Source organism: Streptomyces panaciradicis, from assembly GCF_023516615.1.
Classification (GTDB): Bacteria; Actinomycetota; Actinomycetes; order Streptomycetales; family Streptomycetaceae; genus Streptomyces; species Streptomyces panaciradicis.
Map to the genome: position 1 here is coordinate 1 of NZ_JAMGBF010000223.1, position 15,356 is coordinate 15,356.

Below are 15,356 nucleotides of genomic sequence, written 5' to 3' on the forward strand. Positions count from 1 at the left end.
CCCAGCAAGGACGGCGGCTCGGCCGACTACTGGTCCGCCGACGTCGGCAACAAGGACGTCCACTACTCCTCCGGCGTCGCCAACCACTTCTTCTACCTGCTGTCCGAGGGCAGCGGGAAGAAGACGATCAACGGGGTCGACTACGACTCCCCGACCCAGGACGGCTCCACCGTCACCGGGATCGGCCGGGACAAGGCCCTGCAGATCTGGTACAAGGCCCTGACCACGTACTTCACGTCCACCACCGACTACGCCGCCGCCCGCAAGGGCACCCTGTCGGCGGCCGGCGACCTCTACGGCGCCGACAGCGCCGAGGCGAAGGCGGTCGCCGCGGCCTGGACCGCGGTCAACGTCAAGTGACGCAGCACGCCTGACGGGCGGCACCCGGGATTCTCCCGGGTGCCGCCTGGGTTTCAAGAGCTCGTAACACGATCTTGGTGACGAGATTGGTGAGACGAATGCGGCTGGGATGATTGCGGACATGACCTTGGACTGGTCCCATGGGCTGGCCGGTCGCATCGTCGTCGAGGAGCAGCAACTTCACGAGCCCGGTTACGTCCAGGGTTGCCACCCGTCTGCGATGAGCGAGCTGCATCAGCTGACGCAGAAGCAGGTGATGGCAAGGCCCTTCGAGGGCGATGAAGACGACTTTCTGTACTGGCTGGAGCACCTTCTGGCTTTCGAGGGGGTTCCCATATGGAGGCGCAACTTGCGCCGCGGTTCTTACGTCGTGCAGGTCGAGCCGCCGCTCCGCTCTTGGACAACTACTCTCGCTTTGGTCGAGCTCATTCCCTGTTGCGTGGACGCGTGCTCACGATCGGCCGTCAGCTCGCGCTAGGCAGGTATCCAGGCGCGATGAGGCCGGCTATGACCCGCAGTCTTGCGTAGTACGACCTGCAGTAGTCGTCAGCGATGACCGGAAGGACCTTGTCGAGGTCTGCGATGCATGCCCAGAGAGTCGGGATATCGTCGTCGTCCAACCCGCCGCTCAGCTCTCGTAGGGCCAGACCAGCCATGTATGAGTCGAGCAGGGTCAGCTCTACGCCGGCGATGCTTACACCGCGGAACCGGCCGGGAAACGGCGCTTGCCTGTGCTCCTCCCAGAACGCTGGAAGCCGGTTGTCCGGTCGTGGCAGAACCATGCCGAGATTATTGCCGCCGACGTAGCCGTCAGAAAGCGGATGTGGCCACCCCATGGGTTTTGCCCCCAAGGGTGCGGCTTGGAGTGCGTGGACAAAGAGGCCGACGCACGCTGAAGCCATGAGCAGCCGGATTCCTGCAGGTCCTCCGGGCGGTCCGCTCAGAGCGCCGGACCCCTCGCGCGCGGCCGGATCGGGGCGCCCCCTTCGGAGCGTCCTGATCCTCGTGGGGGTGGCCCTGGCCGGGGTGCTCGTCGGCGTGCTGATCGGTGTCACGGGTTTCAAGGGCGACAGAGCAGCATCTCCGGGGGCGACCGTCACGCAGACGGTCCCTGCCACGCCTGGGGAGAAGGCGCCAGCGCCCTCGCCTTCATCCGCTACGCGTGGTGCCCTCGGCTTCGGCGAGGACTGGAGGTTCACCAGCAGCGACCCGGCCAAGGCTTTCGAGGCCGGCGTCACCGTGCTGGGCTATCGAGAGGGCTTCACCTCGGTCGGCAACGCCAGCGAGGAGGCCGGCGAGCCCGGCTACGTGTGGGCATACGCCGACTTGCGGCTGTGCGTGACGAAGGGGTCGTTCACTGACAGCACCACGAGCTGGACGCTGTACTACAGCGACGGAAGCCGGGTGCAACGCTCGGGCACCACCTACGGCGACTTCCCCAAGCCGGAGTATCCCGTCGAGGTGACCGTGACGGCCGGCAAGTGTGCACGGGGCAAGCTGGTGTTCGCCGTTCCCGACGGGAAGCGGCCCCAGTCGGTGCTCTTCGCCCCGGAGGGAGTGGCCGAGCCGAGGGAATGGGCCGTTCCCAAGGGATAGGACGGGGGCGAGCCCGTCACCGATTCGGCTGCCGAACACGCGCCGGCGGGCAGAGCAGGGGCCATGGGGTCGGTGGCGGAAGGGCTCGGCGAGCGGACTGGGGGTTGGAGGCCGCTGATGATTTCTGCGCGCGTCAGCCTGGGCCGAGCCGCCCGTATTGAGAAGCTGCGGCGCTGAATCCGATGATCCTCACTTGTTGGACTTCAGAATCGTCCGCGAGCATGGTTGACGCATGACCCACGTTGCACATCCTGACCGCTACGACGGCACCATGCGCTACCGACGGACCGGCCGCTCCGGTCTCGACCTCCCCCTGCTCTCTCTGGGGTACTGGCACAACTTCGGGGACGACCGTCCCTTCGAGACCCAGCGCGAGATCGCGCTGCGCGCCTTCGACCTCGGGATCACGCATCACGATCTGGCGAACAACTACGGCCCGCCCTACGGCTCGGCAGAGATCAACTTCGGTCGGCTGATGAAGCAGGACCTGACGCCTTACCGCGACGAAATGGTGATCTCCACCAAAGCCGGTTGGGATATGTGGCCGGGCCCGTACGGTCAGGGCGGCGGCTCACGCAAGTACATGCTCGCCTCGCTCGACCAGTCCCTCACCCGTATGGGCCTGGACTACGTCGACATCTTCTACTCCCACCGCCTCGACGCCGGCACGCCGCTGGAGGAGACGATGGGCGCGCTCGACACGGCGGTGCGCCAGGGTAAGGCGCTCTACGTCGGCATCTCCTCGTACGACCCTGAGCGCACCCGTCAGGCGGCGGCCATCCTGCGCGATCTCGGCACGCCGCTGCTGATCCACCAGCCGTCGTACAGCATGCTCAACCGCTGGATCGAGACGGACGGGCTGCTGGACGTCGCGCAGGAGGAGGGCTTCGGCATCATCGGCTTCACCGCCCTCGCCCAGGGGCTGCTGACGGGCCGCTACCTCGACGGCGTCCCGGAGGGCTCGCGGGCCTCGGCCGGCACGTCGTTCGACACGGCGTGGCTGACGGACGAGATGCGGAACAGGCTGCGGGCGCTGAACGACATCGCCGCCCAGCGCGGGCAAACGCTGGCCCAGATGGCTCTGGCCTGGGCGCTGCGAGACGAGCGGGTCACCTCGCTGGTCATCGGCGCCTCCCGCACGGAGCAGCTGGAGCAGAACGTCGCCGCGCTGGAGAACCTGGAGTTCAGCGCCGAGGAGCTGACCGAGATCGACAAGTACGCCACCGACGGTGGCGTCGACCTGTGGCGGGACGCCCGGCAGGGCAACATCGGCTGACGCGTCTGCCGGACGCGGCAAAGGGCGCGCGGGTCAGCCCGGCACACGCGGCGCACTCAGCGGGGCCCTGACAGTGACGGGAGGGGGAGCACGAGCAGCGGCGTTGAATGCCCCAGACGTGACCGCAGCGGGCGCAGTGCCCGTTTCGGGTTTGGCGAAGGTCCTACGGTCGAAGCCGCGTTCGACCTGCGGTCGTCGTAACGCCCTGCTGTCACTGATCCCCGCTGCCCGGTGGGCGCGTCCGCTGTCTTTTGCGTTCTATCCGGTAGCCGAGCGCAGTCGGGATCAGGAGCACAACACCCATGAACGCCCCGCTGAAGAGCCAGCTGACGGGAGCGCCTCGGGCTCGCTCCGCGCCCCAGAAGACGAGCGACAGCAGACCCCAGCAGACGACCCAGGAGATACCGAGACGGCCGAGGGCTCGTCTGAGGTCGGCTGGACGAGGAGGGCGCGGGTGCAGCGGGGTGGCGCTGGCGTAGCCGACACGCTTGTAGTGCAGCTGGGTCAGGCGCTCCAGTCGCAGCAGCAGGGCGAAGAACAGCATCATGCCGATGCCCAGGCCGACCGCCTGCAGGAAGCGCGTCAGATCGGTGAACGCACCGAAGGTCGAGCCGCCCAGGGCTGCGAGGGGTACTGCCAGGACCGTCGCGGAGCGCAGAGGGTGGCTGGCGACGCGGACTGCAACGGGTGCCGGAGGCCGGTACCGACCGCCCATGCCGAGACGTCGATCCGCTTTGAGGCTCGCCGCCAGAAGCAACGACTCGGCCTTGCGCAGCACTCGCAGCATCCGTTTCAAGAGGCCCCTCTCACATCGCAACGTCCGCTACGCAATAGACCATCGACAACGGCTCAAGGTTGCGGTCACTGCGCGTCGCCGTCTGCAGTGCCCTTCGCGGCTTCGCGGCCGCCCCAACGAACGGGGCCTTTTCACGCCCTGGGCCCTGGCCATGGCCGAGATGGCCGGCGAGTGCGGGCGGAAGCGGTCTGACCAGTGACGAGATGATCACCGGGGTCTTCGTGGTGCTGTGAGGCTCGGCGCCGGCGCAAACGACCCTTGGATGTGTTGCAGCGGGTATCGGTGGCGTCCCGCAGCCCGTAAGATACGGACCTACCGGTTTTCTTTGCCCCTTCCTGCGGGGCGAAGGGTTGACCGGGCGGTCTGCTGGCGAGGGGGGTGCGGTTCTATCGGACAGTCGCCGGGTTCCGGCAACGTGCGGGGACCTGGGCGGGCTGTCAGGAGTAGGGCGCGAGGGTGTGTCGATGCCCGTCTGGGGCGCCTGAGGGGGTGCGGGGGGAGTGGAAACCCGTTAGGCGGTTTCTTTTCGAGCGGTGCGCGAGGCCGGGGCTGGCCGGTTGTCGTGTTGGGGTCTCAGCGCCCTCCTCTCATCTTGTTCTCGCAGCCCCTGGTCATTGCTTGTCATAAATGTCCTGTTCGTCTGTGTTGTTGTCGTTCTGGGGGAGAGTCCGTGGTGAACACGTCCTTGCGTGTCCTGCGTCTGGCGGCTGTCGATATTGACGGTGTCCTGCTCGATGACAGTTTCAGTCCGGTGATCCATCGTCTGGCGGTTCGGTTCGGAGTGGAGTACACGCCGGAGTTCGAACGAGCTGTCTTCTCCCGGCCGCGGATGGAGGCGGCCGAGTATTTCGTGCGGGCCGCAGGTGGCGCCGCGTCGGCGCGCGAGTTCATCGACGTCTACTTCGCCGAGCGTGAGCGGTATCTGCGCGCACATCCGGTGCGGGTGGCCGAAGGCGCGCTGGAACTCCTGCAGCGGCTACGCGCCCTGGGCCTGCGGATCGTGTGCTACGGAGGCCTGGACAAGGAGCACTTCGATTCCCACCTGGGTGCGTGGGCGTCGTATTTCGCCGGGCCCGGGTATGTGTGCACCAACGATTTCCGTCCGGGGATCGAGGAGATCACCAAGGACGTCTTCGGACTTCGCCACAGCCAGGTGGTCTTCATCGACGATGTGGCGAGTGTGGCGGAACGCGCCAGGGACCTGAACGTCCCATTCATCGGCCATCCGGGCTCGTTCCCGCACGGTCATCAGCGCCGGCTCATGCAGGCGGTGGGGGTACGGCATCTGGTCGACTCGCTGTCCGCCATCGACGAGGAGCTGTTGGTTGCCGTCGATCGTGAGGCGTCCGAAGGCGGCAGTTGGCAGTGTCCGGACAGCGATCGGGCCGCTGCAGTGTCCGAGCAGGGGGTGCGGTGAGGAACGGGGGCGGAGTGCTGTCAGGCGGCCGTCAGGGGCCTTCTGGGCATCGGTGCAGGCAGCGGCATGGGCCCGTGGGGGCCGGCGTCGTCGGCCAGAAGGCGCCCCAGCCCCGGTCACGCTGCTGTGGCGTCCTCACCGGCCAGGAACGGATGCAGCAACGTGAGCAGGGCGCGCGGACGGTGCAGGGGGATGATGTGGCCGCAGTCTTCGATGACGTGTCCGGTGAGATGGTCGGCGACCGGGCGGAGTTGGCGTTCCAGCGCAGCGCCGACGGGCCGGGCACCCAAGGCCATCGTCGGCACCGTCAGGCGGGTCGCGGCGACCGCCTGCTCGATCTGCAGGGCGCTCTCGGGCAGGGCGCGGTAGTACGAGAACGCGCGGCTCAACGCCCGACGCCCGGTGTATGCGCGGACGAACGCGTCCCGGAGGGCGGGGCGCACCCCGTCGCCGAGCGTGCCGGTACGCAGGAACCAGTCGACGTAGTCGGCCTCATGGCCCTCCAGGACTGTCTCGGCGAGGCCGGGCGCGGCGCGGTGGAAGCCGAACCACCACGGCGGCCCGTCGGCGAGGAAGTCCTCGGCGCCCGGCAGCCTGCCCAGAAGGGACTCCATGACGACCAGGCGCCGGACGAGAGAAGGGCGGTGCATGGCGAGGAGAAAGGCCGGCGGCGTGCCCGCGTCGATGCCCACCACCGCGGCCGAGGACACGCCGAGTGTGGTCAGGAGCGCCGCGGCGTCCTCGGCCAGGGTGCCCGCGTCGTACCCGGAGGCCACCTGGCTGCTCGCGCCGAACCCGCGCAGGTCCGGCGCGATGACGCGGTAGCGGCCCGAGAGGTCGGCCATGACGTCCGTCCACAGTTCCCAGGTGTGCGGGAAGCCGTGCAGCAGCAGGACGGCCGGGCCCGAGCCGGCGAGAGCGACGTTCAGTTCGACACCGTTGACGGGGATGCGCCGCAGTTCGGGCATGGGAAGGCTCCAGGGGTGCGGTGAGGAGTGGTGACCAGCTCACGCTAGGGAACTAACCTGGTCCGCCCAAGACGGCACTTTCCCTTCAGGTGGTGAGCTCCAGGTGACCGCATCCAGACCCGGCGGACCCGGCCGTCCGCCCGGTGATCGGGGTGATCTGCTGGACCCGCGCTGCCCAACTCGCCAGTTGCTGGACCGCATCGGCACCAAGTGGACGTCGATGGCGGTCAAGGTGCTGGCCGAGGAGGCTCCGGGAGAGCTGCGCTTCGCGGAACTGCGGCGCCGTGTCCCCGGCATCTCACAGAAGATGCTGTCCGTCACCCTGCAGAGCCTGGTCCGCGACGGCCTGGTCGCGCGCCGAGTGGAACCCACCGTGCCGCCCGCCGTCCACTACCGGCTCACCGAACTCGGCCACTCCCTCGAAGGACCGCTCTCCGCCCTGCGGGTCTGGGCCGAGACCCACATGCCGGAGATCGACCGCAACAACCGGCTCGCGGACGACTCTCCCTCTGGCTGAGGCGTAGGGCGTGTTTGGGGAGTGGAGTGGTCTGGGCCGGCTGAGGCAAATGGTGGCGGGGCGAAGTCGTCGATAGACCTGACCGGTTGAGCTAAAGCCGCGGCTCACCCTGGTGACGGCTGCGGGCCTCGGACCGCTTCGGCGGCTGACTTCGGTCACTGGATCGGGGAGCGCGAGAATGTGGCCTGCTCTGGTGGGGGCTGTCGTGGTGAGCGCCGACGAGATCGGCTCCACGCGGGAGGCGGACCGGTGGATCGTGAGCGACTCGGCAAGCAGTGACGCGTGCTGGTCGCGCGTCAATTCCTGAGCGTGGGCCGTCCGTGCTCGCCGGAGCGTGCGGACGGCCTGGTGGCGTGCGGATTCGGACAGAAAACCTCACGAGGAGTTCAGGCGCCGGGGGTTGGGGATTAGACGAGGGGTAAGATACGTAACGTTCGGTTTTTTTATTGCTCGGGGGAGGGACTGTGGCGCGTCAGGAGCGTGCGATACGGACCCGTCGTGCTGTTGTTCTCGCTGCGGCGGAGGTATTTGCCGAGCGGGGTTACACGGCTGCCACGATCGCGGAGATCCTGGAGCGGGCGGGGGTGACCAAGGGGGCGTTGTACTTTCACTTCGACTCCAAGGAGGCGCTGGCCCGCGGAGTGATCGAGGCGCAGATCACCCGTGACCATGTGGTGCCGCGTGAGCTGAAGCTGCAGGAGTGGGTGGACGTCGGGATGACGCTGGCGCATCAGATCCCTGAGGATGTGGTGCTGCTGGCCGGCATTCGGCTCTCTGCGGATCTGCACGTTCAGCGTCGTATCGGCAGCGCTTGGCCAGCGTGGACGCAGTTGTCGACGGCCTATCTGAGCCAGGCCAAAGCGCAGGGCGAGGTCTTGCCTCATGTGGTGCCGGCGGAGACGTCCGAGTGCTTCCTGGCCGCCTGGCTGGGCACCCAGACCTATTCCGAGGTGACCTCGCGCTGGGCCGACCTGAGCGAGCGGGTGTCGGTGTTGTTCAACCACATGCTGCCGGCCATCGCCACGCCGGCGGCGTTGATCAGGCTCGACACGGCGCCGGACCGCGGTGCCCGTGTGATGGCGGAGGCGCGGCGTCTGCGGCAGCGCGAGCCCGCACCGGTGGACGCCTGAGGTTCGTCGGCGGCAGCGGCAGGGAAGCTCTGGCCTGCTCAAGGATCCGGCAGGAAGCGTCGTACGAGGCGCCGCTGTGGAGGTTGGGTCGGCGACACCACTGGTCGAAGCGGTTAGGTTGAGGGCGTGGACGAGGAAGCGATCACCATCCGGCTCTCGCGAGATCAAGCCTTTGTGCTCTCGGACTGGCTCCACCAAGTGATGTTCCGCTCCGATGACCTTGCGGGGATCGTGCACGACTCGGCCGTCTGGTCGCCGATCTATGCGATCTCGGGAGCGTTGGACACGACGCTGAGCGAGGTCTTCCAGCCTGATTACCGCACGCGGCTGGAAGAGGCTACAGAGCGTCTTCGCGCCAGTCTCCACGGCGGCGCCGACGAGTCGACACCACCAGACGAGGACGCTACCGCCGCGCCACAGGATGAGGTTTCCGTCCGACGAAGCGAGTGAGCCCATGGGTGACGACGTCCTCTCTGTCATTCCGACCGACCCGCACTGGCAGCCGGAGAGTGAGCCGGTCTGCTCGAAGCTCACTGCGGCGACGGCTTCGCAACGCTCGCCGTGGTGGTTCCCTGCTGCGGCGCCGCGACGTCGCTGGACGTACTGGACTACGACTGGCCGTGTGGCTTTGCCCGGTTCGAGATCGCCATCTGGAATCCCGAGCGTGCCTGGTTCAGCGGCGATGAACTGACTGCCATCGGGCACGCTTTGGGACATCCAGTCCAGCAGGTCAGGGCCCACATCTGACGTACGGGCCTGCGAGGATCCGGACCCCCGCGCGAGCGCCACGCGAGTCCGTGTTGGCACCTGGATGTGCGCCAATTGCGTTGAGTCGGCACCCCGCGATCGTGTTGGCTTGCTGCACGGCACCGGAGTGTCACTGGCGCCGGTGGCGCGTGGCTCGAGCAGGGAGTTGAACGTGACCGACAGTGTTGACGACCCCGTTGCCCACAATCGAGCAGCATGGGACAAGTACGTCGAAGAGGGCAACGAGTGGTCGAGGCCCGTGAGCAAGGAGGACATCGAGCGCGCCCGCGCAGGCGACTGGTCGGTTGTTCTCGTCGGGTATGAGCAAGTGGACCGCTCCTGGCTGCCGGCGGACCTGAGCGGCAAGGACGTGTTGTGCCTGGCGTCCGGCGGTGGCCAGCAGGGGCCGATCCTCGCGGCCGCAGGGGCGCGGGTCACCGTGTTCGACAACTCACCCCGTCAGCTCGGCCAGGACCAGATGGTCGCGGCGCGCGACGGACTCGACCTGCGCACCGTCCTGGGCGACATGCGCGACCTCAGTGCCTTCGCGGACGGGGTGTTCGACGTTGTGTTCCATCCGGTCTCCAACCTGTTCGTACCGGACGTGGCAGCGGTGTGGCGTGAGTGCTTCCGCGTCCTGCGGCCGGGCGGAACGCTGCTCGCCGGCTTCCTCAATCCCGATGTGTACTTGTTCGACCACGAGGCGCTCGACGAGCGCGGCGAGTTGGTCGTCGTGCACAAGTTGCCCTACAGCGATGTCACGGAGTACTCCGCCGAGGAACGCGCCAGGAAATTCGGCGCGGACGCCGCTCTGGAATACAGCCACACCCTCACGGACCAGATCGGCGGGCAGCTCGCCGCGGGGTTCGTCGTCACCGGCTTCGCGGAAGCGCCGCACCAGTCCAACGCCTCCGCTGCATACCTGTCGCACTACTTTGCGACGCTGGCGGTCAAGCCGGGCTGAACCACCCCATGCTGGCCGGCGGAGACAGCCCAGCCGTCAACCGGGCTTGACCGGGCCCTGCATCAAGCAGCCTCGGGTCGGAGCAAGGACGTCCATCACGCCGTCTCGGCGCCGGCCTGTATGTGGTCCGGTCGGCGGGCCGGTGTGGGCGGTCCGCCGACTGCGGCGCTCACGAGCCCAGGCGGATGCGCAGACCGGGTTGGAGGAGGTCGCCGTGGGCGGTGACCATGTCGTCGCACAGGCGCCAGATCTCCTCGACCGGCAGGGCCGCGGCCGTGGCGGGGTCGGTCATCGCCGCGTGCCTGACGTGGCGCGGTTCATCCTCGATCGCCGCCCGCACCACCAGGTCGTTCGCGCTCAGGTAGGTGCGGTTGAGCGCTGCCAGCTGAGGCGGGAGGGAACCGACCCGGGTCGGCTGGACGCCCAGCGCGTCCACCAGGCACGGCACTTCGACGACACCGTGTGCGGGCAGGTTGTCGATCAGCGCCCGGTTGGGGACGTTGCCGTAGATGGTGCGCGGGGTGCCGGTGACCATGCTGTGGATGATCTGGGGCGCGTACTCCATCGTCCCCTCGACGGCGACGGGTGTCCCGGAGGCCAGCGCTTCGCGGGTCTTCTCGTAGGTGGCGACGTTCTCGTCGACGATCTTGAGGTACTCGCCGATCGGCAGCCGCAGCCGTTCGACCTCGCTGCTGTGGTGCAGGTACCAGGGCACGTACTCGGAGGAGTGCTCGCTGGTCTCCGTCGGGTAGTAGCCGAGCCGACGGTACATGTCGACCCGGACCCTGCGGCGCAACTGGCCTTCGGAGGCGATCAGTTCGTCCAGCTTCGGGTAGAGGCTCCTGCCCTGGTGCTCGAAGCGCAGGACCCACGCCTGGTGGTTGACGCCCGCGGCGTGGTAACTGATCTCCTCGTAGGGGACCTTGACCAGATCAGCGAGGTCGCGCATCGTCCAGTAGACCGAATGGCACAGTCCGACCACCCTCGTCAGGCCGGTGGCCTGGGTCAGGTACTGGACGTTCATGGCCATGGGGTTGGTGTAGTTCAGCAGCCAGGCCTGCGGGCAGACCTCGGCGATGTCCCGCCCCAGGTCTTTGAGGAACGGGACGGTGCGCAGGGCGCGGAAGATGCCCCCGATACCGAGCGTGTCGCCGATGGTCTGGCGTACGCCGTAGCGGGCCGGTACCTCGAAGTCGGTCCGGGTGGCCTCGCCCATACCGATCTGCACGATGTTGATGACGAAGTCGGCGTCCGCCAGCGCCTTGCGGCGGTCGGTGTCCGCGGTGACGGTGGGAGCGGCGCCGAGGGCGTCCGCGATCCGGGCGGCGGCGGCGTGCGCGGTGGCCAGACGCTCGACGTCGATGTCGTGCAAGGCGATGTGCGCCGACTTCAGTTCGGGGAACGCGAGGAGGTCGGCGAGCAGTCCCTGGGTGAAGACGACGCTGCCCGCGCCGATGAACGCGATCTTGGGGGTGGTCATACCGGGGTTTCCTCGGTCTCGGAAAGGCGGGCGAGGACTTCGTCCCGCGTGGGCTGTGCGGTGGTGCCGCCGTGAGCACGGGTGGACAGGGCTCCGCAGACCGCGGCGAAGCGGAGGGCTTGCGGCAGGGGTGTCTCGTCGAGCAGGGCGGCGATGAACCCGGCGTCGAAGCTGTCCCCGGCGCCGACCGCGTCGACGGGCCGGACCCGGATGCCCTGGGTGGTGATGAGCCGTTCGCCGTCGTGGCACAGGGCGCCGTCGGCGCCGTTCTTGACCGCGGTGACCGGGCCCCGGCGGGCGAGGCGTGCGGCGGCCGTGGCGATGTCGTCGGTGTCGAGGCGGGCCAGGCGCCGGGCTTCGGCGGCGTTCGGCAGCAGGAAGTCGGTGTGGGCCAGGACCGCGTCCAGGCCCGGGTCTTCCCATCGGCCTGACGGGTCGTCGTTGGTGTCCAGGGAGGTGTTGGCGCCGTGCCGGCGTGCGGTGCGCAGGAGTTCCGGGAGCGCGACGGCGAGCTGGGGCATCAGGAAGTAGGAGGCCGAGTGGACGTGCCGCGCGGCACCCAGCAGCGCCGCGGGCACGTCGTCGGCGGTGGTCGCGGCCAGGGTGCCGGGGGCGGTGATGATGGCCCGGTCGTATCCGCGGGTGAGCACGACCGTCATGGGGGTGGGCCGGCGGGGGTCGAGCCGCAGTGCCTCGGTGTCGACGCCGTGGGCGACGAGCCGGTCGCGCATGTAGCGGCCTGCGTCGTCGTCTCCGACCCGGCCTGCGAAGGCGACCCTGAGGCCGAGGCGGGCGGCCCCGCAGGCGACGATCGCGCCGGATCCCCCGATGGTGAGGGTGCCGGTGGGCACCAGCTGTTCGCGCTGGCCGAAGGCGAGAGGGCCGTCGAGCGGGCCGACGACGACGTCGGGGTTGGCGTCACCGATGACCAGCAGGTCGAACGAGTGCGGCATTGAGGGGTTCCTGCCTGAGGGGTGTGTCGAGGGCGAACGGGGTCAGCCTTTGAGGCCGGTGGAGGTGATGGACTGGATGAACGCCTTCTGCGCGCCGAGGAAGGCGAGCAGGACCGGCACCACGGTGATGACGTTCCCGGCCATCACGGCGGCCCACTGGGTGTGGTGCTGTCCCTGGAAGGTCGTGAGGCCGAGCTGGAGCGTGTACCGGGTGTCGTGGTTGATGGCGATCAGGGGCCAGGTCAGGTCGTTCCAGGTGCTGAGGAACGTCAGGACCGCCACCGTGCTCAGGGCCGGCCGGGACAGCGGCAGCACGATCCGCCACAGCACGTGAAGCCGTGAGCAGCCGTCGATCCAGGCGGCCTCCTCCAGCTCCCGGGGCAGCGAGAGGAAGAACTGCCGCAGGAGGAACACCGAGAAGGGCGTGACCAGGGACGGCACGATCAGCGCGCCGAGGGTGTCGATGAGGCCGAGCTGCCTCATCACCAGGAACGTGGGGATCATCGTCAGCTGGAACGGGATCGCCATCGTGGCCAGCATCAGGCCCAGCAGCAGCCGGGAGCCGGCGAATCGCATCCGGGCGAAGGCGTAGCCGCCGAGCGTGCCGAGCACGAGGTTCGCGGTGACCGTGACGAGGCTGACGAGGAAGGAGTTGGCGAACCAGCGGGGGAACATCGCGTTGCCCAGGACGTAGCGGTAGCCGCCCAGGTCCAGACGAGAGGGCCACAGCGCCGGCGGGAAACGGTTGATCTCGGCGTTGCTCATCACCGAGCTGAGCGCCAGCCAGATCAGGGGGACGGCGAACAGCAGGGCCATCGGCGCGAGCAGCAAGTGCCAGGCGCTGAAGGGCAGTCGGAGGTGGCGTCGGCGCGCGTCGCGGTGGGGGGCGGGGGAAGGCGCCTGTGTGGCGTCGGGCGGGGCGGAGAGGGTGGTCATACGGAGGCCCCCTGGGCGCGGCGGCGGAGGAGCTGGAAGATCAGGCCGATCAGGCCCAGGGATGCGGCGAGGACGTAGGCCGAGGCGGCACCGTATCCGGCTGTGGCGTTCTGGAAGGCCTGCTGCCAGATGAAGTAGACGATCACCGTGGTGGAGCCGAGAGGCCCGCCCTTGGTGGTGACGTACACGAGGTCGAACGCCTGGAGGGACTCGATGGTCTGCCACAGCAGCAGGAACACCGTGACGGGCCGCAGAGCGGGGAGCGTGACGTGGCGCAGGAGTTGGAGGCGGTCGGCGCCGTCCAGCCGGGCCGCCTCGATCAACGAGGCCGGCACGTCCTGGAGGGCCGCGAGGTAGATCACCAGGCAGAAGCCCGTACCGCTCCACAAGCTGATCGCGACGAGTACGACAAGTGCCTGGGAGGGGTCGGTGAGGAAGCCCTGGGACGGGATGCCGAGGTGGTGCAGGACGGCGTTTGCGGCGCCGAACTCGGGGTCCAGGATGAACGAGAACAGTACGCCCTGCGCGGTCGCGGAGACGACGAACGGCACGAAGAACAGGGTGCGGTAGAGCCCGACGAAGCGGATGCGCCGGTTGAGGGCGAGGGCGAGGAGCAGGCCGACCACCATGCTGGCCGGCACGTACAGTGCCGTGTACAGCAGGGTGTTGCGCAGTGCCTGGCTGAAGTGCGGGTCCTGGGCGAGGGCGCGGTAGTTGTCCAGGCCCACCCAACGGCTGGGGGTGACCAGGTCGTCGGCCTGGAAGGACAGCAGCAGCGACCAGATGATGGGTACGACGCTGAGGCCGATGATGATCAGGACGGCGGGGGAGACGAACGTCCAGGCCATGGCGGCTTCACCGGCTCGTCTGCGGCGCAGTGCTCGCCGGCTGTCCGGCGGCCCGGACACGGTGATCGGGGTGGGCAGTCGCGACATGACGGGGCTCCTCAACGCGGAATGAGCAGTGCGGCGTTGGCGTCGGCGGCGCAGCCGCGCAGTGCCTTGGCGGGGCTGCTCCGACCCAGCAGCACGGCGACGATGGCCTGTCCCAGAGCCTGCGAGATCTGCGGATAGGCGGCGTGGACGGGGCGTGCCCGGGCCGTGTCGAGGGCCTTGGTGAACACCGCCAGTCCCTCGGTGCCGCTTTCCTTGTGCTGCCAGGCAGGCAGAGCGCGGGTCCGACGGCTGAGTGGCAGGCTGCCTGCGTCGATGTCCCAACGCACGTCCTGCGGGGGCTGCATGAGCCAGGTCACGAAGGTCTTGGCGGCTCGTTTGCGGGCGTCGCCGTTGTCGAACACGGTCCAGGTGTCGGGTCCGCTGATGGTCACCGGCCGGCCGGAGAAGCTGGGCAGCGGCACGACGTGGTAGTCGATCTTCGCTTGGCGGATGTCGGGCAGCTGCCACGGTCCGGTGACGACCATGGCCATGCGGCCGGACTGGAAGACCTGGTACATCTGCTCGCTGCCGGGCTTCGGGTCGACGTAGACGCTCTTGTCGCGGACCAGCGCGGCCACCACCTCCAGGGCGCGGGTCCCGGCGTCGGTGAAGCCGATGTGCCGTCCGTCGGCGGCGACGACATCGCCGCCGAGATCCCAGATCATGGGCCACAGGCGCCAGACGGTGTCCTCGTCGCCGACGCCGGGCCAGCCGGTGCCGAAACGGCCGCCGCCGGCGTCGGTGAGCGCCTTGGCCGTGGCGACGAAGTCGTCCCACCGCCAGCCGGCTTCAGGCAGCGGCAGGCCGGCCTGCCGGAACAGCTCCTTGTTGCAGACCACGGCGAGCGAGTCCAGCAGCGCGGGCGCGGCGCGGACCTGGCCGTTGACGGTCACGGCCGCGCGTGCCGGTTCCCAGTAGGTCCCCCAGGGAGTGGGGGCGTGTCCGACCATGTCGGTGAGGTCGACGACCTGTGGACTGCGAGCGACGCTGGCCAGGTCGGAACCGAAGATGTAGGCGATGTCCGGGTAGGAGCCGGCAGCCAGGGCGGCCGTCACCTTCTGGAGCATCGAGTCGGCGAGCACTCCGCCGCCCAGCTCGACCCGGATGCGGGGGTGGCTGCGCATGAAGGCGGCGGCCAGGGATTCCAGGGCCTTCTTCCCGGTGTCGGTCTGACCGTGCCACATCTCGATGGTCACGGTGCCGTCGGCGCTGACGCCGCTGTCGCCGCCCGCCGCGCAGCCGGCGGCCGACAGGCCCGCGGCCGCCGCGGTGGCCCAGGCC

17 protein-coding genes are annotated in these 15,356 nt (G+C 68.7%); 9 read left to right on the forward strand and 8 right to left on the reverse strand.

Annotated elements, in window-relative coordinates:
* Positions 1-360: M4 family metallopeptidase (locus M8J74_RS41645; protein WP_249841373.1), on the forward strand; the 360-nt coding region annotated here is incomplete at its 5' end.
* Positions 361-481: 121 nt separating this feature from the next.
* On the forward strand, positions 482-838 hold the full coding sequence (locus M8J74_RS41650; RefSeq protein ID WP_249841374.1) for a hypothetical protein: 357 nt from the start codon (positions 482-484) through the stop codon (positions 836-838).
* On the opposite strand, the gene M8J74_RS41655 is transcribed toward M8J74_RS41650, so the two are convergent.
* Entirely contained in the window at positions 825-1,142 is a 318-nt protein-coding gene (locus M8J74_RS41655) for a hypothetical protein (protein ID WP_249841375.1), read from the reverse strand. The genes M8J74_RS41650 and M8J74_RS41655 overlap by 14 nt on opposite strands.
* A 229-nt stretch (positions 1,143-1,371) precedes the next feature.
* On the opposite strand from M8J74_RS41655, the gene M8J74_RS41660 reads away from it, so the two are divergent.
* Positions 1,372-1,956 carry a DUF4352 domain-containing protein gene (locus tag M8J74_RS41660; protein WP_249841376.1) on the forward strand — a complete coding sequence of 195 codons (585 nt, stop codon included), beginning with the start codon at positions 1,372-1,374 and terminating at the stop codon, positions 1,954-1,956.
* 232 nt (positions 1,957-2,188) lie between these two features.
* On the forward strand, positions 2,189-3,232 hold the full coding sequence (mgrA, locus tag M8J74_RS41665) for an L-glyceraldehyde 3-phosphate reductase (protein WP_249841377.1): 1,044 nt from the start codon (positions 2,189-2,191) through the stop codon (positions 3,230-3,232).
* A 211-nt stretch (positions 3,233-3,443) separates the two neighbouring features.
* Here the strand turns inward: mgrA and M8J74_RS41670 are convergent, their stop codons facing one another.
* Positions 3,444-4,010: a hypothetical protein gene (locus tag M8J74_RS41670; protein ID WP_249841378.1), complete on the reverse strand. Its 567-nt coding sequence runs from the start codon at positions 4,008-4,010 to the stop codon at positions 3,444-3,446.
* A gap of 688 nt (positions 4,011-4,698) precedes the next feature.
* On the opposite strand from M8J74_RS41670, the gene M8J74_RS41675 reads away from it, so the two are divergent.
* Complete coding sequence (locus M8J74_RS41675) at positions 4,699-5,445, forward strand: HAD family phosphatase (RefSeq protein ID WP_308406186.1); 747 nt, start codon at positions 4,699-4,701, stop codon at positions 5,443-5,445.
* A 116-nt stretch (positions 5,446-5,561) separates the two neighbouring features.
* Here M8J74_RS41675 and M8J74_RS41680 read toward each other — a convergent pair whose 3' ends face one another.
* Positions 5,562-6,413, reverse strand: coding sequence for an alpha/beta fold hydrolase (locus tag M8J74_RS41680; protein ID WP_249841379.1), 852 nt, complete (start codon positions 6,411-6,413; stop codon positions 5,562-5,564).
* 103 nt (positions 6,414-6,516) lie between these two features.
* Here M8J74_RS41680 and M8J74_RS41685 point away from each other — a divergent pair, with 103 nt between their 5' ends.
* The 4 genes from M8J74_RS41685 (at position 6,517) to M8J74_RS41700 (ending at position 9,771) form a co-directional block, all read left to right on the forward strand.
* On the forward strand, positions 6,517-6,930 hold the full coding sequence (locus tag M8J74_RS41685) for a winged helix-turn-helix transcriptional regulator (protein WP_249841380.1): 414 nt from the start codon (positions 6,517-6,519) through the stop codon (positions 6,928-6,930).
* 464 nt (positions 6,931-7,394) lie between these two features.
* Positions 7,395-8,060, forward strand: coding sequence for a ScbR family autoregulator-binding transcription factor (locus M8J74_RS41690; RefSeq protein WP_249841381.1), 666 nt, complete (start codon positions 7,395-7,397; stop codon positions 8,058-8,060).
* A 126-nt stretch (positions 8,061-8,186) separates the two neighbouring features.
* Positions 8,187-8,510, forward strand: coding sequence for a hypothetical protein (locus tag M8J74_RS41695; RefSeq protein ID WP_249841382.1), 324 nt, complete (start codon positions 8,187-8,189; stop codon positions 8,508-8,510).
* A gap of 406 nt (positions 8,511-8,916) precedes the next feature.
* Positions 8,917-9,771: a class I SAM-dependent methyltransferase gene (locus tag M8J74_RS41700; RefSeq protein WP_249841383.1), complete on the forward strand. Its 855-nt coding sequence runs from the start codon at positions 8,917-8,919 to the stop codon at positions 9,769-9,771.
* Positions 9,772-9,940: 169 nt separating this feature from the next.
* Here the strand turns inward: M8J74_RS41700 and M8J74_RS41705 are convergent, their stop codons facing one another.
* The 5 genes from M8J74_RS41705 to M8J74_RS41725 all read right to left on the reverse strand — a co-directional run.
* Positions 9,941-11,251, reverse strand: coding sequence for an alpha-glucosidase/alpha-galactosidase (locus tag M8J74_RS41705; RefSeq protein ID WP_249841384.1), 1,311 nt, complete (start codon positions 11,249-11,251; stop codon positions 9,941-9,943).
* Positions 11,248-12,204 carry a carbohydrate kinase family protein gene (locus M8J74_RS41710; protein ID WP_249841385.1) on the reverse strand — a complete coding sequence of 319 codons (957 nt, stop codon included), beginning with the start codon at positions 12,202-12,204 and terminating at the stop codon, positions 11,248-11,250. Before M8J74_RS41710 ends, M8J74_RS41705 begins: the two co-directional genes overlap by 4 nt.
* Before the next feature lie 42 nt (positions 12,205-12,246).
* A complete protein-coding gene (locus tag M8J74_RS41715) occupies positions 12,247-13,140 on the reverse strand; it encodes a carbohydrate ABC transporter permease (RefSeq protein WP_249841386.1) in 894 nt (297 codons plus the stop codon).
* Complete coding sequence (locus M8J74_RS41720; protein ID WP_249841387.1) at positions 13,137-14,075, reverse strand: carbohydrate ABC transporter permease; 939 nt, start codon at positions 14,073-14,075, stop codon at positions 13,137-13,139. The genes M8J74_RS41715 and M8J74_RS41720 overlap by 4 nt, the downstream gene beginning before the upstream one ends.
* Positions 14,076-14,086: 11 nt before the next feature.
* The coding region (locus M8J74_RS41725) for an ABC transporter substrate-binding protein (protein ID WP_249841388.1) at positions 14,087-15,356 on the reverse strand (1,270 nt) is incomplete at its 5' end.